Genomic DNA, 22,764 nt, shown 5'->3' on the forward strand with positions numbered 1-22,764 from the left:
GTCACGAAGGCCGCCGCGTGTCATCACCGTCCGGGGCACGCGTGGCGGCTGATAGCGTGCGGTAGGTGACCACACCCCGCCGCCTGCTGCTCGTGAACGGACCGAACCTCAACCTGCTCGGCACCCGCGAACCCGAGGTCTATGGCACCGCCACACTCGCGGACGTCGAGAAGATCACGGCGGATGCCGCGAGCAGGGCGGGCTTCGAGCTCGACGCCGTGCAGAGCAACCATGAGGGCGTGCTCATCGACGCGATCCATGCCGCACGCGGGGTGGCATCCGGCATCGTCATCAATCCCGGCGGCCTGACGCACACCTCGGTCGCGCTGCGCGATGCCCTCACCGGCGTGGCGCTGCCGTTCGCGGAGGTGCACATCTCCGACGTCTACGCGCGCGAGTCTTTCCGCCACTTCTCGTACCTCGATGATGTCGCCGCCGTCCGGGTCGTGGGGCAGGGCGTGGACGGCTACGCCGACGCCGTTCGTCAGTTGGCCGCTCTCATCGCGTAGAATCGACTGTCGGCCTGTGCGTGCGATCGCGCGCCGCCGGCCCCACCGACCCGATACGAACGGAACTCTCAGCGCATGGCATCGACCGCAGACATCAAGAACGGCGTCGTCCTCTCGATCGACGGACAGCTCTGGAGCGTCATCGAGTTCCAGCACGTCAAGCCGGGCAAGGGTGGCGCGTTCGTGCGCACCAAGCTGAAGAACGTCGTCTCGGGCAAGGTCGTCGACCGCACCTACAACGCCGGCGCCAAGATCGACATCGAGAACGTCGACCGCCGCGACTTCACCTACCTGTACACCGACGGTGACGGTTTCGTGTTCATGGACATGGACGACTTCGACCAGATCACCGTCGGCGCCGCCACCGTCGGCGACGCGAAGAACTTCCTGCTCGAGAACCAGCAGGTCACGATCGCCCTGAACAACGGCAACCCGCTGTACATCGATCTGCCCGCCTCGGTGATCCTTGAGGTCACCTACACCGAGCCCGGCCTGCAGGGCGACCGCTCGTCGGCCGGCACCAAGCCCGCCACGCTCGAGACCGGCTACGAGATCCAGGTGCCGCTGTTCCTCGAGTCGGGCACCAAGGTCAAGGTCGACACCCGCACCGGCGACTACCTCGGTCGCGAGAAGTAAGGCGTGAGCGCACGCACCAAGGCGCGCAAGCGCGCCCTCGACATCCTGTTCTCGGCGGACGTGCGCGGCGACGAGCTGGCGGTCACGCTGGCCGCCGCCGCCACGCGCGCCGCGAACGAGCCTTCTCGCGAGGCGTCGTGGCTGTACGCCCGCGACATCGTGGACGGCATCATCGACAACCGCGACGAGATCGACGAGCAGATCACCACGCACAGCCGTGACTGGAAGCTGGAGCGGATGCCGGCGGTCGACCGTGCCCTGCTGCGCATCGGCACCTGGGAGATCCTCTTCAACGACGAGGTCCCGACCGCGGTCGCCATCGACGAGGCCGTGGAGCTCGCCAAGGAGCTCTCCACCGAGGACTCCGGCGCGTTCGTGCACGGTGTGCTCGCCCGCATCGCCCGCGCCAGCTGAGCGTCACGGCCTCCGCGATGTCGGAGGCCAGCAGAAGGATGCCGGTCATGTCCACCCCACGTCGTGACCCCGATCGGTCGGGCACGAACTGGCGTGCGCTGATCACCGACGCCCCGCGCGCCGACCTGCTCCCGCTCGCCCTCGGTTTCGAGGTACGGGTGCAGGATCGGCGCGATCAGCATTCCTGGTCGCCTCCGCGCTCACGCACGGCCACGCCGCGTGATGTCGCGAAGGGGCAGGAGACGTTGGGCGTCGGCATCCGCCCGCTCACCCGGAGCAGCGCGACGGGTGCGTGGATCCAGGCAGACGTGGGATGGGATGCCGTCCGCCGGCCAGGGCACCGTTTCGACGATGACACCGCGCGCTGGTTCTCCGACCTGCTGGGGATCGGGCGTGACGCGCTGCTCTCGGGCACGGCGGGGGCCTGGCTACCGCTGGATCTCATCTCCTCGCCGCTCCTCTGGCCGCACCTGCGCGCAGCAGCGGACCTTGGCATCCCTTTCGTGACCACGCAGAAGCACACCATGCTCGCGCTGGCGGAATCAGCCGCCTTGCACGTCGACGTCGACCGCGCGGATGACGGCTCCCTCGCCCTTGAAGCGATGCTCGACCTCGATGGCACCGAGGTGTCTGCCGCGATGGCACGACCGATCGGACGATCGGGGGTGTTCCTCGCCGAGACGGTCGGGGCTCGCATCCGACTCGTGCTCGCCGAACTGCCGCTGACGGCAGCGCAACGTGCCTTGCTGGCCACCGGCGCACAGGTACAGATCCCGCAGGAAGAGGAAGACGCGTTCCTTCGCGAGGCCTTCCCGGCGCTGGCCCGGCGCACGTCGCTGCGCGCCCGAGGCGCCGTCGACCTGCCGGCCGTGCCTCGCCCCGAGCCGACGCTGCAGCTGACGCATCGCATCGGCGATCGCGTCGCCTATGCCTTCGGCTGGCACTACGCCGGTCATGGCACGTTCTCGCTGGAGGGAACCGGCGACGGCGTGCGGGACGCGGATGCGGAGAAGGCGGCGCTGCCCGCACTGGCAACAACGTGGACGGAGACGACCGGTACCGCTTTCGATCGCCAGGGCACGCTGGTCGATGTGGACGCCGCCGAGTTCGTCACGCACGTGGTTCCCCGGCTGCAGGCGGCAGGCGTCCGCGTCGAGACACGAGGCACGCCCCGCAGCTACACCGAGCTGTCGGGAGCGCCCGAGATCACGGTGAGCACCGTCGAGACGACGGATCCGGACTGGTTCGACCTGGGTGTGCTCGTCACGATCGACGGCCGCCGTATCCCGTTCACCCCGCTGTTCACGGCGCTGAGCATGCGCCGCAAGAAGCTGCTGCTCTCTGACGGCGGGTGGTTCTCGCTCGCGCACCCCGCGCTGCAGCGCTTGCGCGATCTGCTCGATGAGGCCGTCGATCTCGACGAATGGGAGACCGGGCCACGGATCAGCCGCCACCAGATCGCGTTGTGGGACGAATTCGAGGATCTCGCCGACGAGGCGCAACCGGCCGTGGCCTGGCGGGAGGCGGCTGACGCCCTGCGCGGGCTCGACGGCGTTCCCGGGCGGCGTATCCCGCACGGTCTGCGCGCGACGCTGCGGCCGTACCAGCAGGCCGGATTCGAGTGGCTGGCACTGCTCTGGCAGCACCGCCTGGGGGGCATCCTCGCGGACGACATGGGTCTGGGCAAGACCCTGCAACTGCTCACGCTGATGCTGCACGTGCGCGAGAGCGGTGATCAGCGCCCTTTCCTCGTCGTGGCGCCCACGAGCGTCGTATCGACGTGGCGGCACGAGGCGGCGACGTTCGTGCCCGACCTGCAGGTACGGCTGATCAGCGACCGTGCAACGTCGGTGGCGGATGCTGCCGCCGGAGCCGACATCGTCGTCACCTCGTACGCTCTGCTGCGGCTGGAGGACGCCGCGTACTCGGCGCAGACGTGGGCAGCCGTCGTGCTCGACGAGGCGCAGTTCGTGAAGAATCCGGCATCGCAGCAGCACCGTGCCGCAGCGGCGCTGCAGGCGGACGCCGTGTTCGCCGTCACCGGCACCCCGGTCGAGAACAGCCTCGCCGATCTGTGGGCGCTGCTGTCCCTGACCGCTCCCGGCCTGTTCGCCTCGTCGCGACGTTTCCGGCAGGACTACATCCAGCCCATCGAACAGGGCAAGGTGCCGGAGAACGCCGAGGGTGGGGAGTATCGCCGGGCGCGGCTCGAGCGGCTGCGCCGCCGCATCCGTCCGCTGGTTCTGCGCCGGACGAAAGAGGCCGTCACCCCCGAGTTGCCGCCCAAGCAGGAGCAGATCCTCGAAGTCGACCTGTCACCCGCGCATCGGGCCGCCTACGACATCACGCTGCAACGCGAACGTCAGAAGGTGTTGGGACTGCTCGATGACCTGGACCGCAACCGGTTCATCGTCTTCCGTTCGCTGACCCTGCTGCGTCTGTTGAGTCTCGCCCCGGCGCTGCTCGACGCCGATGACACGACGGCGGGATCGGCCAAGCTCGATGTGCTCGTCGACAAGGTGAACGAGATGAGCGCCGAGGGCCACCGCGCTATCGTCTTCAGTCAGTTCACCTCCTACCTCGATCTCGCCGCGGCCCGCCTGGATGCCGAGGGGATCGCCTACGCCCGCCTGGACGGCTCCTCGCACAGCCGCGAGCAGATCGTCGACGGGTTCCGGGCGGGGGAGCAGCCGGTGTTCCTGATCAGCCTCAAGGCCGGTGGCTTCGGCATCACCGTCACCGAGGCCGACTACGTCTTCCTGCTCGACCCCTGGTGGAACCCGGCGGCCGAGAACCAGGCGATCGACCGCACCCACCGCATCGGCCAGGAACATCCGGTGGTCGTCTACCGGCTCATCGCCTCCGACACGATCGAAGAGAAGGTTCTTGCCCTGCAGCAGCGCAAGGCCCGGCTGTTCACCGCCGTGATGGACGACGACGAACTGTTCGCACAAACCTTGACCGCCGACGACATCCGCGGCCTCTTCGAGCCCTCGCTCGGTGCCTGAGCCTGTCGAAGGCCCCTGAGCCCGCACCATTGGGTGCCTGAGCCTGTCGAAGGCCCCTGAGCCCGCATCGCGCTCAGGGGTTTCCACGGCCCGCCCTCGGGCGATCCCGAGGTGGCCTCGGTAGAATCGTCAAGTTCGACCACGAGGAGAGACATGCGGATCACGGGACTCGGCCACGCCGGAATGTTCATCGAGACGACCGGCGGCAACATCATCTGCGACCCGGTGCTCGGACCCTCGTTCTACGGTTCCTGGTTCCCGTTCCCCGACAATCGCGGACTCGACTGGGAGAAGCTCGGCCGCGAAGCCGACTTCCTGTACATCTCGCACCGGCACCGTGACCACTTCGACCCGGCGCTGCTCGAGCGCTACATCCGCAAGGACATCGAGGTGCTCCTGCCCGAGTACCCGACCGACGACCTCGAGCAGGACATCCGCGCCCTCGGGTACGAGAACATCACCTATGCCCCGGCGGGCGAGATCATCCAGCGTGGCGAGCTGAAGATCATGATCACGCCCCTGCGCGCGCCCAGCGACGGCCCGATCGGTGACTCCTCGCTCAGCGTGGACGATGGCTCGGGCTCGGTGCTCAACCAGAACGACTCCCACCCGCTCGACCTCGAGAAGCTGCTGAAGTTCGGCAAGCCCGACGCCTACTTCACGCAGGTCTCCGGCGCCATCTGGTGGCCGATGGTCTACGACCTCCCGTTGGATGCCAAGCAGAACTTCGCTCAGCTCAAGCGCGAGGCGCAGAACAAGCGCGCGATGTACTACATCGAGAAGGTCGACGCGCCGCACGTGTTCCCCATGGCCGGACCGCCGATGTTCCTGCGCGACGACCTGTTCGACTTCAACGGCACCGGGCGCAACGGCGAGTCGATCTTCACCGATCAGAAGCAGTTCCTCGCCCACATGAAGGAGCTCGCCCCGCAGTACGACGGTCAGCTCTTCATCCCGGGCACGGTCGTGACCGTCGAGGGCGGCCAGGTCAGCACCGAGCAGACCCTGTACACCGAGGCCGAGATCGCGCACATCTTCGACGAGAAATGGGACTACCTCGAAGAGCAGCGGGCGACGCGCCAGCAGGAGATCCTCGACGAGGAGGCCTCGCGAGCCGAGGTCATCCCGCCCGCCGAGATGCTCGAAGCCATCAAGAGCTGGTGGGAGCCGCTGCTGAAGAAGTCGCGAACGATCCGTCTCGGTGTCGGTGGCAACGTCCGCTTCCGCATCGGCGAGCTCGACATGGTCGTCGATTTCCCCAAGGCGAAGGTGCGCGAGTACGCGGGGGAGGAGTGCATCTACTGGTACACGATCCCCGCCGACCTCGTCTCGACGAACATCCGCGATCGTGAGATCGACTGGTCGAACTCGATCTTCCTCTCCATGCAGTTCTCCGTCGGCCGCAGCGGCAAGTTCAACGAGTTCCTCACCACCTTCCTCAAGTGCCTCTCGGTCGACCGGATCGAGTACGTCGAGAACTGGTACCAGGAGCAGACCGACCAGACCGAGGATGCCGAGATCGGCGACTGGGTCGTGCAGCGCCGGTGCCCGCACCTGCGTGCCGACCTCACCCGCACCGGCAAGATCGACGAGGACGGCGTGCTCACCTGCAGCATGCACGACTGGAAGTGGGATCTGAAGACCGGCAAGTGCCTGTCGACCAGTGGCCACCCGATCCGCGCCGCGAAGATCGACGACGTCACCGACGACGCCCTGCGCCCCGCCGTCTGATCAGAGCCGGGCGCTCCGGTAGACTCGAGCACGCAAGCAACCTTTAACACCGTCCTGTGAGGCGGAGAAGGGAGCGGCGAATGAGCACACGCAGTGTGTTGCAGGAAGCCGATATCTCGCGAGCTCTGACTCGCATCGCGCACGAGATCCTCGAATCCAACCGAGGAGCCCACGACCTCGTCCTGCTGGGAATCCCCACCCGCGGCACGACGCTCGCGCACCGTCTCGCCCTGCTCATCGAGAGCATCGCTCAAGAGCCTGTCGGCGTCGGATCGCTCGATGTCACCCTCTTCCGCGATGACCTCGCCAAGCATCCGACGCGGTCGCCGCATCCGACCCAGATCCCGGCCGGCGGCATCGACGGCAAGACCGTCGTCCTCGTCGACGACGTGCTCTTCTCCGGACGCAGCATCCGCGCCGCCCTCGACGCGATCCAGTCGATCGGGCGCCCCGCCGCCGTGCGACTGGCGATCCTCATCGATCGCGGCCACCGCGAGCTGCCGATCCGCCCCGATTTCGTCGGCAAGAACATCCCCTCCGCGCGTACCGAGCGCGTGAACGTGCGCCTGTTCGAGAACGACGGCGCCGAGGAGGTGACGATCGGCGAATGAGGCACCTTCTCGACACCCGTACCCTCGACCGTGCGACAGCCCTGCGCATCCTCGACATCGCCGAGGACATGTCCGACACCCAGTCGCGCGAGGTCAAGAAGCTCCCGACGCTCCGCGGCAAGACGGTCGTGAATCTCTTCTTCGAGGATTCCACCCGCACCCGCATCTCCTTCGAGGCCGCCGCCAAGCGCCTCTCCGCCGACGTCATCAACTTCGCCGCCAAGGGATCCAGCGTGTCCAAGGGCGAGAGTCTGAAGGACACCGCCCAGACCCTCGAGGCCATCGGTGCGGATGCCGTCGTCGTCCGGCATCCGGCATCCGGCGCCCCCCAGACCCTCGCCACCAGCGGCTGGATCTCGGCCGGGGTGGTCAATGCCGGCGACGGCACCCACGAACACCCCACGCAGGCACTGCTGGATGCGTTCACGATCCGCAAGCGCCGCTTCGGCGCAGACAGCAGAGGACGCGACCTGTCCGGCCTGCACGTCGTGATCGTCGGTGACGTACTGCACTCGCGGGTCGCCCGCTCGAACGTGTGGCTGCTGACGACCCTCGGCGCCCGCGTGACGCTCGTCGCGCCGCCCACCCTCGTGCCGCAGAACGTGTCGCTGTGGCCGGTCACGGTGCGCTACGACCTCGATGAGGCCCTCGCCGACGATCCGGACGCGGTGATGATGCTCCGCATCCAGCTGGAGCGGATGAACGCCGCGTATTTCCCGACTGAGCGGGAGTATTCGCGACGGTGGGGCCTGGACGCACTGCGCGTGCGCACCCTCACGGGAGATACCATTGTGATGCACCCCGGTCCCATGAACCGAGGCCTGGAGATCTCCTCCGACGCTGCCGACTCGCCCAGATCCACCGTGCTCGAGCAGGTGGCGAACGGGGTGTCGGTGCGCATGGCCGTGCTGTACCTGCTGTTGGCAGGCGAACGAGAAGACGAACGAGGGGGAGACCTGTGAGCGAGACCCTCGTCATCACCGGTACGCAGCTGCTCGGCAACACCAGCGCCGACATCATCATCGAAGACGGGACGATCACCGAGATCGGCTCCGGCCTCAGCCGCGCAGGCGCGCGCGTGATCGACGCGCGGGGCCTCGTCGCCCTGCCGGGACTGGTCGACCTGCACACGCACCTGCGTGAGCCCGGGTACGAGGCATCCGAGACGATCCTCACCGGCACCAGGGCCGCGGCCGCCGGCGGCTTCACCGCTGTGTTCGCGATGCCGAACACCTCACCGGTCGCGGACACGGCCGGTGTCGTGGAGCAGGAGCTCGCCCTCGGCGAAGCCGCAGGGTATGCGACGGTGCAGCCGATCGGTGCCGTCACCGTGGGCCAGAAGGGGGAGCGTCTCGCCGAACTCGGCGCGATGGCCACCTCCCGTGCGCAGGTGCGCGTCTTCAGCGACGACGGCTTCTGCGTCTTCGACCCGCTGATCATGCGACGCGCGTTGGAGTATGTGAAGTCGTTCGACGGCGTCATCGCCCAGCACGCACAGGACCCCCGCCTCACCGAGGGTGCCCAGATGAATGAGGGCACGGTGTCGGCAGAGCTGGGTCTGGCCGGTTGGCCCGCGGTGGCCGAGGAGTCGATCATCGCCCGCGACGTGCTGCTCGCCGAGCACGTCGGCTCGCGCCTGCACGTGTGCCACCTGTCGACCGCAGGCTCCGTCGACATCATCCGGTGGGCCAAGAAGCGCGGCATTAACGTCACCGCCGAGGTGACGCCGCACCACCTGCTCCTCACCGACGAGCTCGTACGCGGCTACGACGCCCGCTACAAGGTCAACCCGCCGCTGCGCCGCGAGGAAGACGTGCTCGCGGTGCGCGAAGGCCTCGCCGACGGCACCATCGACATCGTCGCTACCGACCACGCCCCGCACCCCAGCGAGCACAAGGCGTGCGAATGGCAGGCCGCCGCGAACGGCATGGTCGGCCTCGAGAGCGCGCTGCGCGTCGTGCACCAGTCGATGGTGCAGACCGGTTTGCTGGAGTGGTCGGATGTCGCCCGCGTGATGAGCGCTGCCCCTGCCCGGATCGGCCGTCTCACCGGTCATGGCGCACCGCTGGCCGTCGGCAGCCCCGCACATATCACCCTCTACGACCCGTCTGTCGCCGGCGTGTTCACCGAGGCCGACCTGCACGGCCGCAGCGCGAATTCGCCGTACCTCGGGCGTGATCTGCCGGGGCGCGTGCAGTACACCGTGTTCGGTGGCACAGTCACGGTCGCTGACGGCGCCCTCGTCGAGGACCTCACCGCATGAGCATGCGTGACCTCGCGATCACCCTGACCATCGCCCTGGCCGTCGTCATCCTGCTCGGCATGCTGTTCGCCTGGCGCAAGCGGCTGCGCCGCGACAGCGGGCTTTCCGCGCCGCTGGGGGTGCCAGAGCACGCCGAGGTGATCCGCCGCGACGAGGTGCTCTACGTCTCGACCACCCGGCACGACGAGCCGCTCGAGCGCGTCGCGATCAGCCCGCTGGCATACCGGGCACGAGGTGAACTGGCGGTGACCGATCGCGGCGTCGCGCTGTGCCTCGACGGAGCGCCCACGGTGTTCCTCGCGACACCGCGTCTGGTCGAGATCGACCGGGCGACGGTGACCATCGACCGGGTCGTCGAACCCGGCGGCCTGGTGCGCATCGCGTGGAACGCCTCCGACGACACGGTCGTCGACTCCTACTTCCGCGTCGTCACCGGCGACCCGAAGCCCCTTCTCTCCGACCTGCAGCGGCTCGTGCCCGCTGGCCCCGACACAGGAGCATCCTCATGACCCCCACGCTCGCTGACCCGGCCGTCCTCGTTCTCGAAGACGGCACTCGTCACCGCGGCCGCGCCTACGGCGCCCGCGGCACCACACTCGGTGAGGTCGTCTTCGCGACCGGCATGTCCGGCTACCAGGAGACCCTCACCGATCCGTCCTACGCCGGCCAGATCGTGCTGCAGACCGCACCGCACATCGGCAACACCGGCATGAACGACGAAGATCCGGAATCGCGCCGCATCTGGGTGGCCGGCTACATCGTGCGCGACCCCTCGCGCGTGGTCTCGAACTGGCGCGCCACCACCTCGCTCGACGACACGCTCGTTCGCGACGGCATCGTCGGCATCAGCGGCATCGACACCCGCGCGATCACCCGCCACATCCGCTCCGCCGGCTCGATGCGCGGCGGCATCTTCTCGGGTGCCGACGCCGCTTTGCCCGCAGAGGAGCAGCTGCGGATCGTCACCGAGGCACCGCAGATGGCCGGACAGAACCTGTCCGCCGAGGTCTCCGTCTCGGTTCCCACCGTCACCGCGGCTGTCGGCGAGAAGGTCGGCAACCTCGCCGTGATCGATCTCGGCGTCAAGCGGGCCACGATCGACAACCTCGCCGCCCGCGGCTTCGAGGTGCACGTGCTGCCGCAGACCTCGACCATCGACGACATCCGCCAGATCGACCCGGTCGCCGTCTTCTATTCGAACGGCCCCGGCGACCCCGCCGCCTCGGACGGGCACGTCGAACTGCTGCGCAGCGTGCTCGACGTCAAGCTGCCGTTCTTCGGCATCTGCTTCGGCAACCAGCTGCTCGGTCGTGCGCTCGGGCTCGGCACCTACAAGCTGCCCTTCGGGCACCGCGGCATCAACCAGCCGGTGCTCGACAAGGCCACCGGTCGCGTGGAGATCACCGCGCACAACCACGGCTTCGCCGTCGACGCGCCCCTCGAGGGCAGCTTCGACAGCCCCGCCGGCTACGGCCGGGTCGAGGTCAGCCACATCGGCCTGAACGACCAGGTCGTCGAGGGTCTGCGCGCCCTCGACATCCCCGCCTTCTCGGTGCAGTACCACCCCGAGGCCGCCGCCGGCCCGCACGACGCCAACTACCTCTTCGACCGCTTCCGCGACCTCGTCGTCGCGACCCAGAAGGACACCAATGCCTAAGCGCGACGACATCTCATCCGTCCTCGTCATCGGCTCCGGCCCGATCGTCATCGGTCAGGCCGTCGAGTTCGACTACTCCGGAACCCAGGCCTGCCGCGTGCTGCGCGAGGAGGGCGTGCGCGTCATCCTCGTCAACTCGAACCCGGCCACGATCATGACCGACCCGGACTTCGCCGACGCGACCTACGTCGAGCCGATCACCCCCGAGGTCATCGAGACGATCATCGCCAAGGAGAAGCCGGATGCCATCTTGCCGACCCTCGGCGGCCAGACCGCGCTGAACGCGGCCATGGCACTGCACGAGCGCGGCATCCTCGACAAGTACGGCGTCGAGCTCATCGGCGCGAAGGTCGACGCGATCAAGAAGGGCGAAGACCGCCAGATCTTCAAGGAGCTCGTCCTCGAGGCGGGGGCGGATGTCGCAGCATCCGTCATCTGCCACAGCATGGACGAGCTGCTCGCCGGAGCCGAGAAGCTCGGCTACCCGCTCGTCGTGCGCCCCAGCTTCACCATGGGCGGCCTCGGCTCGGGCTTCGCCTACGACGAGGAGGACCTGCGTCGCATCGGCGGTGCCGGGCTGCACGACTCACCCACCAACGAGGTGCTCCTGGAGGAGTCCATCCTCGGGTGGAAGGAGTACGAGCTCGAGCTCATGCGCGACACCGCCGACAACACGGTGGTGGTCTGCTCGATCGAGAACGTCGACCCGGTGGGTGTGCACACCGGCGACTCGATCACCGTCGCCCCTGCCCTGACCCTCACTGACCGTGAGTACCAGAAGCTGCGCGACATCGGCATCGACATCATCCGCGCCGTCGGCGTGGACACTGGTGGCTGCAACATCCAGTTCGCGGTGAACCCGGAGAACGGGCGCATCATCGTCATCGAGATGAACCCGCGTGTCTCGCGCTCGAGCGCACTGGCGTCGAAGGCGACGGGCTTCCCGATCGCCAAGCTCGCCGCCAAGCTCGCCCTCGGCTACCGCCTGGACGAGGTGCCCAACGACATCACCGGCGTGACGCCGGCGAGCTTCGAGCCGACGCTCGACTACGTCGTGGTGAAGGTTCCCCGCTTCGCGTTCGAGAAGTTCCCGGCCGCCGACGCCACCCTCACCACCACCATGAAGTCGGTGGGCGAGGCGATGGCCATCGGCCGCAACTTCACCTCGGCGCTGCAGAAGTCGCTGCGCTCGCTCGAGAAGCGCGGCTCCAGCTTCCACTGGGGCCAAGAGGACCGCTCGGTCGATGAGCTGCTCGAGATCGCCAAGACCCCGACCGACGGCCGTATCGTCGTGCTGCAGCAGGCGCTGCGCAAGGGCGCGACCATGGAGCAGGCTTTCGACGCCACGGCGATCGACCCCTGGTTCCTCGACCAGATCGTGCTGATCAACGAGATCGCCGCCCTCGTGCACGCCGCTCCCGAGCTCGACGGCGAGACCATCCGACTCGCCAAGGAGCACGGCTTCAGCGACGTCCAGATCGCCCAGCTGCGCAGCATCAGCGAGGCCGAGGTGCGCGGCATCCGCCGGGCGCTCGGCATCCGTCCGGTCTACAAGACCGTCGACACGTGCGCGGGGGAGTTCCCCGCGCTGACCCCGTACCACTACTCGAGCTACGACGCCGAGACTGAGGTCGAGCCCTCCGACCGCACCAAGGTCGTCATCATCGGATCGGGCCCGAACCGCATCGGGCAGGGCGTCGAGTTCGACTACTCGTGCGTGCACGCGTCGTTCGCGCTGTCGGATGCCGGGTTCGAGACCATCATGGTCAACTGCAACCCCGAGACCGTCTCGACCGACTACGACACCTCCGACCGGCTCTACTTCGAGCCGCTCACCATGGAGGACGTGCTCGAAGTGCTGCACGCCGAGAGCCAGAGCGGCACGATCCTCGGTGTGGTCTGCCAGCTCGGTGGCCAGACGCCCCTCGGCCTGGCCAAGGGCATCGAGGCCGCCGGCTACACGGTGCTCGGCACCAGCCCCGAGGCGATCGACCTGGCCGAGGAGCGTGAGCTGTTCTCGCGTCTGCTCGACGAGGCCGGGCTGGTCGCGCCCCGCAGCGGCACCGCGATCGACGTGAACGGCGCCGTGCGGATCGCCGAGGAGATCGGCTACCCGGTGCTCGTCCGCCCCAGCTTCGTGCTCGGTGGCCGCGGCATGGAGATCGTCTACTCCAGCGACGCACTGCGCGACTACTTCGTGCGCACCGCGGACGAAGTCGTGATCGAGGCGGGCAAGCCCCTGCTGGTCGACCGCTTCCTCGACGACGCGATCGAGCTCGATGTCGACGCCCTGTATGACGGCGAAGAGCTGTACATCGGTGGCGTCATGGAGCACCTCGAAGAAGCCGGCATCCACTCCGGTGACTCCAGCTGCACGCTGCCTCCCGTCTCGCTGGGACGATCGGACGTCGACCGTGTGCGCGAAGCGACCCTCGCCATCGCGAAGGGCGTCGGGGTGCGTGGCCTGCTGAACGTGCAGTTCGCGATCAGCGCCGGTGTGCTCTACGTCATCGAGGCGAACCCGCGCGCGAGCCGCACGGTGCCGTTCGTGTCGAAGGCGCTGGGCATCCCGATGGCCAAGGCTGCCAGCCGCATCATGACCGGTGCGAGCATCGCCGAGCTGAAGGCCGAGGGCCTGCTGCCCGCGCAGGATGGCTCCCGCGTGCCGTTGGATGCTCCGGTGGCGGTCAAGGAGGCCGTACTGCCCTTCAAGCGCTTCCGCACGGCGGACGGCAAGATCGTCGATTCCGTGCTCGGCCCGGAGATGCGCTCCACGGGTGAGGTCATGGGCATCGACCGCGACTTCCCGACCGCGTTCGCGAAGAGCCAGGCGGCGGCCTACGGCGGCATGCCCACCTCTGGCACCGTGTTCATCTCTGTGGCCGACGCCGACAAGCGCGCCGTGATCCTGCCTGCGCATCGCCTGCAGCAGCTCGGCTTCACCCTCATCGCCACCGAGGGCACCGCCGAGATCCTCGCCCGCAATGGCATCGCCGTCAGCGTGGTGGCGAAGTACAGCGACACCGCCGAGAGCGGTGAGCGCAACATCGTCGACCTGATCAACGACGGCGAGATCGACATCATCGTGAACACCCCGAGCGGGGGAGCGGCCCGCGCGGATGGCTATGAGATCCGTGCTGCGGCGGTCGCTGCCGACAAGGCGCTCTTCACGACGATGGCCGTGCTCGGCGCCGCCGTCAGCGGTGTGGATGCCGTCGAGGAGGGCTTCCGGGTGCGTAGCCTGCAGGAGTACGCGGTGGATCGGAACGCCTCGCGATGACGACCTCGTTCGGGGCGCGTCTGCGCGACGCGCTCGACGCGCACGGGCCGCTGTGTGTGGGAATCGACCCCCACGCACAGCTGCTCGACGCGTGGGGGCTGGGTCAGGACGCGGACGGTGTGCGCGAGTTCGGTCTGCGCGTGGTGGATGCCGCCGCAGGCCGGGTCGCGGCGATCAAGCCCCAGGTGTCGTTCTTCGAGCGTTTCGGCAGCCGTGGATTCGCGGCGCTGGAAGCAGTCCTCGCGGCGGGACGCGCTGCAGGGCTGATCGTGATCGCCGATGCGAAGCGCGGCGACATCGGCACCACGATGCAGGGCTACGCGGACGCCTGGCTTGCCGAGGGCGCCGCCCTCGAGGCAGATGCCGTGACCTTGAGCCCCTATCTGGGGGCGGGGTCGCTGACCGCCGTGCTGGGTGACGCCGTCGCCAGGGGCAAGGGTGCTTTTGTGCTCGCCGCGACGAGCAACCCCGAGGGCGCCTCGGTGCAGACCGCGCGCGGTGCAGACGGGCGGTCCGTCGCCGCGCACATCGCGAGCGAGACCACCGCGATCGGTGCGGTGGCGCCGCTGCGCCCCGTCGGTCTCGTGGTGGGCGCGACCGTGGATCGCGCCGCCTTCGGCCTCGACGACGCGGTGCTCGCTGAGGTGCCGCTGCTCGCCCCGGGTTTCGGCGCCCAGGGCGCCACGCCCGAAGATCTCGTCGTGCGCTTCGGCGCTCTGGCACGCAACGTGCTCGCCAGTGAGAGCCGCAGCATTCTTACAGCAGGGCCGGGGGAGATCACCGCTACGATCGATGCACGAGCAGCACGCTATCGGGAGGTTCTGGGTGGCTGAAGGACGGGTCATCCCCGAGGTTGATCGCGCGGCGGCCGCACGCAAGGCGCTGGAGCGTCGTCGTGCCCGCGCCTCGCTCAAGCGCGACCTCGCCATGCGCGTGATCTCGCCGCAGAAGGTGCTCGCGCGCGCCGTCGCGGATGCCGAATCGGATGCCGGCACCATGCGCATCACCGACTTCCTGATCGCGCTTCCCGCGATCGGTGCGGGCAAGCGTGACCGTGTGCTGCAGGATCTGCGCATCGCACCCGTCAAGCGCCTCGGCGGGCTGGGTGTGCGCCAGGTGACCGATCTGTCGGCGTGGCTCGACGACCGGTTCCCGCAGCCGCGGGCGCGGGGAGGGCGCAGCCGTCTGCTCGTGCTGGCCGGCCCCACCGCCGTCGGCAAGGGCACGGTGGCCGCACGCATCCGCGAGGAGTACCCCGAGATTCATCTGTCCGTCTCCGCCACGACGCGTGCACCGCGACCGGGCGAGATCGACGGCGTGCACTACTACTTCGTCGACGACGCACAGTTCGATCGGATGATCGCCGGGCATGAGCTGCTCGAATACGCGGTGGTCCACAACGCGTACCGCTACGGAACCCCCCGCGGACCGGTCGACGCGGCCCTGGCCGAAGGCAAGACCGTGCTGCTCGAGATCGATCTGCAGGGCGCCCGCCAGGTGCGCGCCGCCGAGCCCTCGGCGACGCTCGTGTTCCTCCTGCCGCCGTCGTGGGACGAACTCGTGAACCGCCTCGTCGGCCGAGGCACCGAGGGGCCAGAGGAGCGGGCGCGCCGCCTGCGCACGGCGAAGGCCGAACTGGCCGCTCAACACGAGTTCGATCACCTCGTCGTGAACGAGGACGTCGCCACCGCGGCGAAAGAGGTCGTAGACTTGTCTGCGGCGATCGCGCGCTGAGCTTCTCGCGCGCCCGCACCACCGACTTCGCGACGATCCCGTCGCCAGACCAGGAGGTCCACCCATGACCGCACGTAACAACGGCATCATCGATCCGCCGATCGACAACCTGCTCGACCGCGTCGAGTCGAAGTACGAGCTCGTGATCTACGCGTCCAAGCGCGCCCGTCAGATCAACGACTACTACTCCGACCTGCACGAGGGCAACCTCTTCGACAACGTCGGACCGCTGGTCGACTCGTCCGTCGAGGACAAGCCGCTGACCATCGCCCTCCACGAGATCAACGAGGACAAGCTCCGCATCCGTCACGCGGACTGACACCGTCGTCCAGGGAGCCGTCGTCATCCGTCCATCGGATGTCGGCGGCTCCCTGCACACTGGGAGCACGCCTCCCACCCGAACGCAACCGATGGAGCATCGATGAGCGCGCTGCGCCTGTTCACGTCCGAGTCCGTCACCGAGGGCCACCCCGACAAGATCTGCGACCAGATCTCCGACAGCATCCTCGACGGGCTTCTGGCCGTCGACCGTGATTCGCGTGTCGCGGTCGAGACCCTGGTGACCACCGGCCTCGTGCACGTCGCCGGCGAGATCCGCACCGAAGGCTACGTCGACATCCCCACGATCGTGCGCGACGTGGTCAACGGCATCGGGTACACCTCCAGCGACACCGGTTTCGACGGTTCCTCCTGCGGTGTGAGTGTTTCCGTGGGCGAGCAGTCCACCGACATCGCGCACGGCGTCGACCAGGCGCAGGAGCACCGCGACGGCATCTCGTCCGACCCCCGTGATGCCCTCGGCGCCGGCGACCAGGGCATCATGTTCGGTTTCGCCACCGACGAGACGCCGCAGCTCATGCCGATGGCCGCGTGGACGGCGCACCGCATCGCCGAGCGCCTCACCGAGGTGCGCCGCTCAGGCGAGCTGCCCTTCCTGCGCCCCGACGGCAAGACCCAGGTGACTCTCGGATACGACGGCTTCACCCCGAAGACCGTCGACGCGGTCGTGCTCTCCACCCAGCATCACCCTGACGTCAGCCAGGACGAGCTGAAGGCCCTCGTACGCGAGAAGGTCATCGACCCGGTGCTGGCGCAGACCGGGCTCGACCTCTCGCCGGAGCTCAGCTACTACATCAATCCGGCTGGACCGTTCGTGACCGGCGGCCCGAAGGGCGATGCCGGCCTCACCGGCCGCAAGATCATCATCGACACCTACGGTGGGGCATCCCGTCATGGCGGCGGCGCGTTCAGCGGCAAGGACCCGTCGAAGGTGGATCGCTCGGGCGCGTACGCCATGCGCTGGGTGGCCAAGAACGTCGTCGCCGCCGGGCTCGCCTCGCGTGCCGAGGTGCAGGTCGCCTATGCGATCGGCGTCGCCCGCCCCGTCGGTCTCTACGTCGAGACCTTCGGCACCGGCACCGTCCCCGACGAGGTCATCACGAGCGCGATCAACGACGTGTTCGACCTGCGCCCGCAGGCGATCATCGAAGAACTCGACCTGCTCCGCCCGATCTACGCACAGACCGCCGCCTACGGCCACTTCGGCCGCGAGCTGCCGGACTTCACCTGGGAGCGCACCGACCGCGCCGAGGCACTGCGCCGCGCTGCCGGACTCTGAGGTTCGCATGACCAGGCGGATCGCGCGCGTGGTCATCGACTCACCGCTGCCGCAGCTCGATCGGCTGTTCGACTACGCGCTCCCCGAGGAGATGGGTGCAGTCACCCCGGGTGTCCGCGTCAAGGTGCCGCTGCGCACCGCCGGCCGCGTCGTCGATGCCTATGTCGCCGAGATCGATGTCGAGAACGACGCCGAGCGCGCCCTGTCCGAGGTCGAAAGCGTCGTCTCGCCGATCGAGGTGATGCCCGATCGGCTCTACCGTCTGGCCCGCCGGGTCGCCGACCGTGCGGCGGGGTCGGCCTCCGATGTGCTGCGTCTGGCGATCCCCAAGCGCCAGGTGCGGGTGGAGAAGGCCTGGCAGCCGCAGACCGACAGCACCGCGCCGAGCGATTCCGCGGTCACCCAGGCGCGCGCGCTGCTGGCCGAGTACACGGGACTCGACGAGGTACTCGTCGGCCACGAACGCGCGGCGGTCGAGGCGATCCCCACGTTGCGCGGCGCCGTGCCGAACTGGGCGGCCCTGCTCGCCGCCGCCGCGACCGTGACGCTCGCAGCGGGGGAGTCGAGCGTGCTGGTGGTACCCGACCATCGCGACGAAGACCAGCTCCTCACCGCCCTGGGCGCCCTGCTGCCCGACGATGCCGTCGTGCGCATGGACGCCCGGCAATCCAACCCCGACCGCTACCGCGCGTTCCTGCGCACGCTCGAGCCGCGCCCCGTGGTGGTCGTCGGCAACCGCTCAGCGGTGTACGCCCCTGTGGTTGCCGGGCTGGTCGCGGTCTGGGACGACGGCGACCCGCTGCTGGCCGAGCCGCTGGCACCCTACGTACATGCGCGTGACGCCGCGCTGGTCCGCCAAGAGCAGGAAGGGTCAGCGCTGCTGTTCGTCGGCCACACCCGCACCAGCGACGTGCAGCGCCTCGTGCTCGGTGGCTGGACACGCGCGATCACCGCAACGCGCCGCGTGCTTCCCCGAGTGCAGCTGAGCACCCCTCAAGAGCTCGAGCAGGGCGGCCAGCGCGTGCCGTCCAGCGCCTTCGGGTCGGCGCGCACGGCGATCACCGAGGGGCCGGTGCTGGTGCAGGTCGCACGCCCCGGCTTCGCCCCGAGCCTCGTCTGCGCGACGTGCCGCGCGCCCGCGCGCTGTGCGCACTGCGGCGGACCGTTGGCCGCGCACCGCCGCGGCGCGCTGCCGGTGTGCGGGTGGTGCGGTCGCGGAGCGCATTCCTGGCGTTGCCCCCATTGCGAAGGTGATCACGTGCGTCTGGCTGCCTCCGGCACCGAACGCACCGCCGACGAACTGGGGCGTGCCTTCCCCGGCGTTCGGGTCATCGTCTCCGACGGCACGCACCAGGTGCTGAGCGTCGGATCAGCGCCGGCGTTGGTGATCGCGACCCGCGGCGCCGAACCTCTCGCCGAGGGCGGCTATCGCGCTGTGATCCTCCTCGACGGGGCGAGGATGCTCCAGGCGCCGGAACTGCGCATCGGCGAGTCCTGTCTGCGGTGGTGGTCGGATGCCGCCGCACTCGCCGCGCCGGGGGCGCCCGTGCACCTCGTCGGTGTCGACGGACCGGTGGCCAGGGCGTTGGCCACGTGGACGCAACCGGCGTACGCCCGCAGCGAGCTGGAGGCGCGGGCGCCGCTGCAGATGCCGCCGACCGTGCGTGTCGCGCAGGTGGAAGGTGCGCCGGCATCCGTGCGCGCGGCCCTGGATGCACTGCGCGCGGAGGGGATGGCGACGGATGCCGTCCTCGGTCCGCTGCCGGTAGCGGGGGAGGACGACAGGGTCCGGGCGCTGGTCCGCTTCGCCTACGCCGCCGGCGGCACCGTGGCATCCGCACTGCGCGCGGCCGTGATCGCCGACGCGACACGTGCCCGCCGGGCCCGAGGGCGAGCGCGCAGCACACTCTCGGTACACCTCGATATCCTCGAACCGGAGATCTGACCGTTCTCCTCGATCCGAACCGGAGCACCTTTACATGCGACTCGTCTTCGCCGGCACTCCCGCCGTCGCCATCCCCACACTGCAGGCGCTCGCCCGCACGCACGAGATCGCCGCGGTGGTGACCAGGCCCGATGCTCCCCTCGGTCGCAAGCGCGTGCTGACCCCCTCGCCGGTGGCGCAGGCAGCCGATGAGCTCGGCATTCCCGTCATCAAGGCGGCCCGGCTCGATGACGAAGCGACCGCAGCGATCACCACGCTTGATGCCCAGCTCGGCGTCATCGTCGCGTATGGCGGCCTCGTGCGCGAGCCTCTCCTGTCCGCCCCGGCGCACGGTTGGATCAACCTGCACTTCTCGTTGCTGCCGCGTTGGCGTGGTGCGGCTCCCGTGCAGCGCGCCCTGATCGCGGGCGACGCCGAGCTGGGTGTGAGCGTCTTCCAGCTCGTCCCCGCCCTCGATGCCGGCGACGTGTTCGCCATGCAGGCAGTGGAGATCCCCGCAGACGCCACGGCCGACACCGCTCTCGACATCCTCGCCCACGATGGCGCCGCGGTCACCGCCGAGGTCGTCGACAGCATCGCGACGGGCTCCGCCATCGCCACCCCGCAGGCGGGCGAGCCGACGGCCGCGGCGAAACTCAGCCTGGACGACGGCCTGCTCGACTGGAGCGAACCGCTGGAGCGCGTCTACGCCCGCTTCCGCGGCGTCACGCCCGAGCCCGGTGCGCACACCAGCATCGACGGCGCGCGTCTGAAGATTCTCGACGCCGGCCGCCCGACCGATGGCGCGGCGAGCCCCGCACCGGGCGAGATCGTCGCCATCAAGGGCGCTCTCCTGATCGGCACAGCCACCGCGCCCCTCGAAGTGCGCCGCGTGCAACCGGCAGGCAAGGGCGCGATGAACGCCGCCGACTGGTGGCGCGGACTCCGTGAGCAGCAGAATGTGCGGGCCGGATCATGAGTCGCGGCGACTCCGGACGTCAGCGTCCGCGCTCCGGTCAGGGCCAGAACAGGTCTGAACGGGAACGGCGGGTGCAACCTGCCCGCCAGGTCGCGTATGACGTGCTGCGTGCCGTCAGCGCGTCGGACGCCTACGCCAATCTGCTGCTGCCGACCCTGATCGCCGAGACCGGGCTCACACCGCAGGACGCCGGGTTGGCGACCGAGCTGACCTATGGCACCCTGCGCCGACGCGGCACCTATGACGCCATCATCGCGGAGGCGGCGGGACGCCCTCTCGCCGACATCGACCCGGCCGTACTCGATGCCCTGCGTCTGGGTGCGCACCAGCTGCTGGCCACGCGCGTCGCCGACCACGCCGCCGTCAACGAGACGGTCAACCTCGTCAGCGCCGTCGCCGGGCGCGGTGCCTCCGGGTTTGCGAACGCGGTCATGCGGAGGATCAGCCGCGAGACGCCCGAGCAGTGGCAGGAGATCATCGAATCGCACGCGCGCTCAGACGATGAGCGCCTCGCGCTGCGCACCGCACACCCGGTGTGGGTCATCCGTGCTCTGCGACGATCGCTGGCCGCCGAAGGGCGTGCCGACGAGCTCGAGGCGCTGCTCGAGGCAGACAACGTCTCACCCGACGTCACCCTGGTCGCCCTTCCGGGTCTCGCCGAGCCGGGGGAGCCGCGTCGCCCCTACGCCCCGACCGCGTTCGGGTGGCAAGGCGGCGATCCGCGTGAGGCCGTCGCAGCAGCGGACGGCCGGGTGCGCGTGCAGGATGAGGGCTCGCAGCTGGTCGCTCTCGCCCTCGCCGGGGCCGCCCCGGCGCGCGAGGGGGAGCGGTGGCTCGATCTGTGCGCGGGCCCGGGCGGCAAGACGGCCCTGCTGGCTGCCATCGCGCGCGCGCGCGGTGCGCAGCTGGAGGCGAATGAGGTCATCCCGGCGCGCGCCGGACTCGTCCGCAATGCACTGCGGCCGCTGCCGGTCGATGTGCCCGTGCATGTCGAAGACGGCCGAGCACTCGCACACGCCATGCCGGACACCTTTGACCGCATCCTCGTCGACGCGCCGTGCACAGGTCTGGGGGCACTGCGCCGACGCCCGGAGGCCCGCTGGCGCAAGTCCCCGGCCGACGTCGCCGAACTCGTGGGTCTGCAGACCGAGCTGCTCGACGCCGCGATCGACGCACTCGCCCCTGGGGGGATCGTCGCCTACGTGACCTGCTCGCCGCATCTGGCCGAGACGACAGGCGTGGTCGCCGAGACGCTGCGTTCGCGTGACGATGTCGTGCAGCTCGACGCCCGATCCGTGGTGACCGACCTCGCCGAGTCTCCGATCGACCTCGCCGACGGCGATGACGGTCATGTCCAGCTGTGGCCGCACCGCCATGGCACCGATGCCATGTTCCTCGCCCTGTTGCAGCGCACCCCGAAGGGATCGTCATGACTCTGCCCTCCGCTCCGCGGATCAACCCCAGCATCCTGGCCGCCGACTTCGCCAACATGCAGTCCGAGCTGGCGAAGATCGCCTCGGCGGACTACGCGCACGTCGATGTGATGGACAACCACTTCGTGCCGAACCTCACCTTCGGTCCGCAGATGGTGGATCGCATTCAGCAGACCAGTCCCATCCCGCTGGATGTGCACCTGATGATCACCGACCCCGATCGATGGGCCCCGGGGTACGCCGAACTGGGCGCGGCCAGCGTCACCTTCCACCTCGAGGCGGCGCACGACCCGGTGGCCCTCGCCCGGCGTCTGCGCGCGATCGGCGCACGAGCGGGAGTGGCGATCAAGCCCGGCACGGCCGCCGAGCCGCTGTTCGACATCCTCGACGAGTTCGACCAGATCCTCGTGATGACCGTGGAGCCCGGTTTCGGCGGTCAAGGCTTCATGCCGGAGACCATGCCGAAGCTGCGGATGCTACACGATGAGGCGCGTCGCCGCGGCTCCGACGTGTGGCTGCAGGTGGACGGCGGTATCTCACTGGACACGATCGGTCAGGCCGCCGAGGCGGGGGCCGATACGTTCGTGGCCGGTTCGGCCGTGTATGGCGCCTCCGACATCGAGGCGGCAGTCACGGGACTCCGCACCCTCGCACGAGCCGGTAGCCTGGAAGCGTGAAGACTTTCGACGAGCTGTTCGCGCAGCTGCGCGCCACCGCCGAGTCCCGTCCGGAAGGTTCCGGCACGGTCGCCCAGTTGGACCGTGGTGTGCACGCCATCGGCAAGAAGGTCGTCGAAGAGGCCGCCGAGGTCTGGATGGCGGCCGAGTACCAGTCGAACGACGAGACCGCCGAGGAGATCTCGCAGCTGCTCTATCACCTGCAGGTGATGATGCTGGCCAAGGGCCTCACCCTCGAGGACGTCTACCGACATCTGTGATCAGTCCCCACCCGACCGATCCGATCGAAA

Annotated in this window: 20 protein-coding genes; all 20 read left to right on the forward strand. The window is 69.1% G+C overall.

Annotation, left to right across the window (positions count from 1 at the left end):
* Positions 1-65 precede the first annotated feature (65 nt).
* The 20 genes from aroQ (at position 66) to WDU93_RS13370 (ending at position 22,734) form a co-directional block, all read left to right on the forward strand.
* Positions 66-509, forward strand: a complete 444-nt coding sequence (gene aroQ, locus WDU93_RS13275) for a type II 3-dehydroquinate dehydratase (RefSeq protein WP_337321424.1) — start codon at positions 66-68, stop codon at positions 507-509.
* 75 nt (positions 510-584) lie between these two features.
* A complete protein-coding gene (efp, locus tag WDU93_RS13280; RefSeq protein WP_337321426.1) occupies positions 585-1,145 on the forward strand; it encodes an elongation factor P in 561 nt (186 codons plus the stop codon).
* Between the two features lie 3 nt (positions 1,146-1,148).
* Entirely contained in the window at positions 1,149-1,559 is a 411-nt protein-coding gene (gene nusB, locus WDU93_RS13285; RefSeq protein WP_337321429.1) for a transcription antitermination factor NusB, read from the forward strand.
* Positions 1,560-1,606: 47 nt separating this feature from the next.
* Entirely contained in the window at positions 1,607-4,567 is a 2,961-nt protein-coding gene (locus WDU93_RS13290; protein WP_337321431.1) for a DEAD/DEAH box helicase, read from the forward strand.
* 153 nt (positions 4,568-4,720) lie between these two features.
* On the forward strand, positions 4,721-6,298 hold the full coding sequence (locus tag WDU93_RS13295; RefSeq protein ID WP_337321433.1) for a Rieske 2Fe-2S domain-containing protein: 1,578 nt from the start codon (positions 4,721-4,723) through the stop codon (positions 6,296-6,298).
* Between the two features lie 80 nt (positions 6,299-6,378).
* Entirely contained in the window at positions 6,379-6,909 is a 531-nt protein-coding gene (gene pyrR, locus WDU93_RS13300) for a bifunctional pyr operon transcriptional regulator/uracil phosphoribosyltransferase PyrR (protein WP_337321435.1), read from the forward strand.
* Positions 6,906-7,871, forward strand: a complete 966-nt coding sequence (locus WDU93_RS13305; protein WP_337321437.1) for an aspartate carbamoyltransferase catalytic subunit — start codon at positions 6,906-6,908, stop codon at positions 7,869-7,871. Before pyrR ends, WDU93_RS13305 begins: the two co-directional genes overlap by 4 nt.
* Positions 7,868-9,172: a dihydroorotase gene (locus tag WDU93_RS13310; protein ID WP_337321439.1), complete on the forward strand. Its 1,305-nt coding sequence runs from the start codon at positions 7,868-7,870 to the stop codon at positions 9,170-9,172. Before WDU93_RS13305 ends, WDU93_RS13310 begins: the two co-directional genes overlap by 4 nt.
* A complete protein-coding gene (locus WDU93_RS13315) occupies positions 9,169-9,681 on the forward strand; it encodes a PH-like domain-containing protein (RefSeq protein ID WP_337321441.1) in 513 nt (170 codons plus the stop codon). Before WDU93_RS13310 ends, WDU93_RS13315 begins: the two co-directional genes overlap by 4 nt.
* Positions 9,678-10,829 carry a glutamine-hydrolyzing carbamoyl-phosphate synthase small subunit gene (gene carA / locus WDU93_RS13320; protein WP_337321444.1) on the forward strand — a complete coding sequence of 384 codons (1,152 nt, stop codon included), beginning with the start codon at positions 9,678-9,680 and terminating at the stop codon, positions 10,827-10,829. The genes WDU93_RS13315 and carA overlap by 4 nt, the downstream gene beginning before the upstream one ends.
* Complete coding sequence (gene carB, locus WDU93_RS13325) at positions 10,822-14,109, forward strand: carbamoyl-phosphate synthase large subunit (protein WP_337321446.1); 3,288 nt, start codon at positions 10,822-10,824, stop codon at positions 14,107-14,109. The genes carA and carB overlap by 8 nt, the downstream gene beginning before the upstream one ends.
* Positions 14,106-14,942, forward strand: a complete 837-nt coding sequence (pyrF, locus tag WDU93_RS13330; protein WP_337321448.1) for an orotidine-5'-phosphate decarboxylase — start codon at positions 14,106-14,108, stop codon at positions 14,940-14,942. The genes carB and pyrF overlap by 4 nt, the downstream gene beginning before the upstream one ends.
* The gene (gene gmk, locus WDU93_RS13335; RefSeq protein ID WP_337321450.1) at positions 14,935-15,843 is read left to right on the forward strand and encodes a guanylate kinase; all 909 of its coding nucleotides are present in this window, start codon (positions 14,935-14,937) and stop codon (positions 15,841-15,843) included. The genes pyrF and gmk overlap by 8 nt, the downstream gene beginning before the upstream one ends.
* A 64-nt stretch (positions 15,844-15,907) precedes the next feature.
* Complete coding sequence (gene rpoZ / locus WDU93_RS13340) at positions 15,908-16,162, forward strand: DNA-directed RNA polymerase subunit omega (RefSeq protein ID WP_337321452.1); 255 nt, start codon at positions 15,908-15,910, stop codon at positions 16,160-16,162.
* Between the two features lie 102 nt (positions 16,163-16,264).
* Positions 16,265-17,461, forward strand: a complete 1,197-nt coding sequence (gene metK, locus WDU93_RS13345) for a methionine adenosyltransferase (protein ID WP_337321454.1) — start codon at positions 16,265-16,267, stop codon at positions 17,459-17,461.
* 7 nt (positions 17,462-17,468) lie between these two features.
* Complete coding sequence (locus tag WDU93_RS13350; RefSeq protein WP_337321456.1) at positions 17,469-19,406, forward strand: primosomal protein N' family DNA-binding protein; 1,938 nt, start codon at positions 17,469-17,471, stop codon at positions 19,404-19,406.
* A gap of 34 nt (positions 19,407-19,440) precedes the next feature.
* A complete protein-coding gene (gene fmt / locus WDU93_RS13355; RefSeq protein WP_337321458.1) occupies positions 19,441-20,364 on the forward strand; it encodes a methionyl-tRNA formyltransferase in 924 nt (307 codons plus the stop codon).
* On the forward strand, positions 20,361-21,797 hold the full coding sequence (locus tag WDU93_RS13360; protein WP_337321461.1) for an RsmB/NOP family class I SAM-dependent RNA methyltransferase: 1,437 nt from the start codon (positions 20,361-20,363) through the stop codon (positions 21,795-21,797). The genes fmt and WDU93_RS13360 overlap by 4 nt, the downstream gene beginning before the upstream one ends.
* Positions 21,794-22,474: a ribulose-phosphate 3-epimerase gene (gene rpe, locus WDU93_RS13365; protein WP_337321463.1), complete on the forward strand. Its 681-nt coding sequence runs from the start codon at positions 21,794-21,796 to the stop codon at positions 22,472-22,474. Before WDU93_RS13360 ends, rpe begins: the two co-directional genes overlap by 4 nt.
* Positions 22,471-22,734 (forward strand): phosphoribosyl-ATP diphosphatase, encoded by a 264-nt coding sequence (locus WDU93_RS13370; RefSeq protein ID WP_337321466.1) that lies wholly within the window; start codon positions 22,471-22,473, stop codon positions 22,732-22,734. Before rpe ends, WDU93_RS13370 begins: the two co-directional genes overlap by 4 nt.
* Positions 22,735-22,764: the final 30 nt, after the last annotated feature.

The organism is Microbacterium istanbulense (assembly GCF_037204145.1).
Classification (GTDB): Bacteria; Actinomycetota; Actinomycetes; order Actinomycetales; family Microbacteriaceae; genus Microbacterium; species Microbacterium istanbulense.

Coding starts and splice junctions, on each gene's coding strand:
- efp (WP_337321426.1), top strand. CDS start 585: ATGGCATCGACCGCAGACATCAAGAACGGCGTCGTCCTCTCGATCGAC.
- WDU93_RS13290 (WP_337321431.1), top strand. CDS start 1,607: ATGTCCACCCCACGTCGTGACCCCGATCGGTCGGGCACGAACTGGCGT.
- WDU93_RS13295 (WP_337321433.1), top strand. CDS start 4,721: ATGCGGATCACGGGACTCGGCCACGCCGGAATGTTCATCGAGACGACC.
- pyrR (WP_337321435.1), top strand. CDS start 6,379: ATGAGCACACGCAGTGTGTTGCAGGAAGCCGATATCTCGCGAGCTCTG.
- WDU93_RS13305 (WP_337321437.1), top strand. CDS start 6,906: ATGAGGCACCTTCTCGACACCCGTACCCTCGACCGTGCGACAGCCCTG.
- WDU93_RS13315 (WP_337321441.1), top strand. CDS start 9,169: ATGAGCATGCGTGACCTCGCGATCACCCTGACCATCGCCCTGGCCGTC.
- carA (WP_337321444.1), top strand. CDS start 9,678: ATGACCCCCACGCTCGCTGACCCGGCCGTCCTCGTTCTCGAAGACGGC.
- carB (WP_337321446.1), top strand. CDS start 10,822: ATGCCTAAGCGCGACGACATCTCATCCGTCCTCGTCATCGGCTCCGGC.
- pyrF (WP_337321448.1), top strand. CDS start 14,106: ATGACGACCTCGTTCGGGGCGCGTCTGCGCGACGCGCTCGACGCGCAC.
- rpoZ (WP_337321452.1), top strand. CDS start 15,908: ATGACCGCACGTAACAACGGCATCATCGATCCGCCGATCGACAACCTG.
- metK (WP_337321454.1), top strand. CDS start 16,265: ATGAGCGCGCTGCGCCTGTTCACGTCCGAGTCCGTCACCGAGGGCCAC.
- WDU93_RS13350 (WP_337321456.1), top strand. CDS start 17,469: ATGACCAGGCGGATCGCGCGCGTGGTCATCGACTCACCGCTGCCGCAG.
- fmt (WP_337321458.1), top strand. CDS start 19,441: ATGCGACTCGTCTTCGCCGGCACTCCCGCCGTCGCCATCCCCACACTG.
- WDU93_RS13360 (WP_337321461.1), top strand. CDS start 20,361: ATGAGTCGCGGCGACTCCGGACGTCAGCGTCCGCGCTCCGGTCAGGGC.
- rpe (WP_337321463.1), top strand. CDS start 21,794: ATGACTCTGCCCTCCGCTCCGCGGATCAACCCCAGCATCCTGGCCGCC.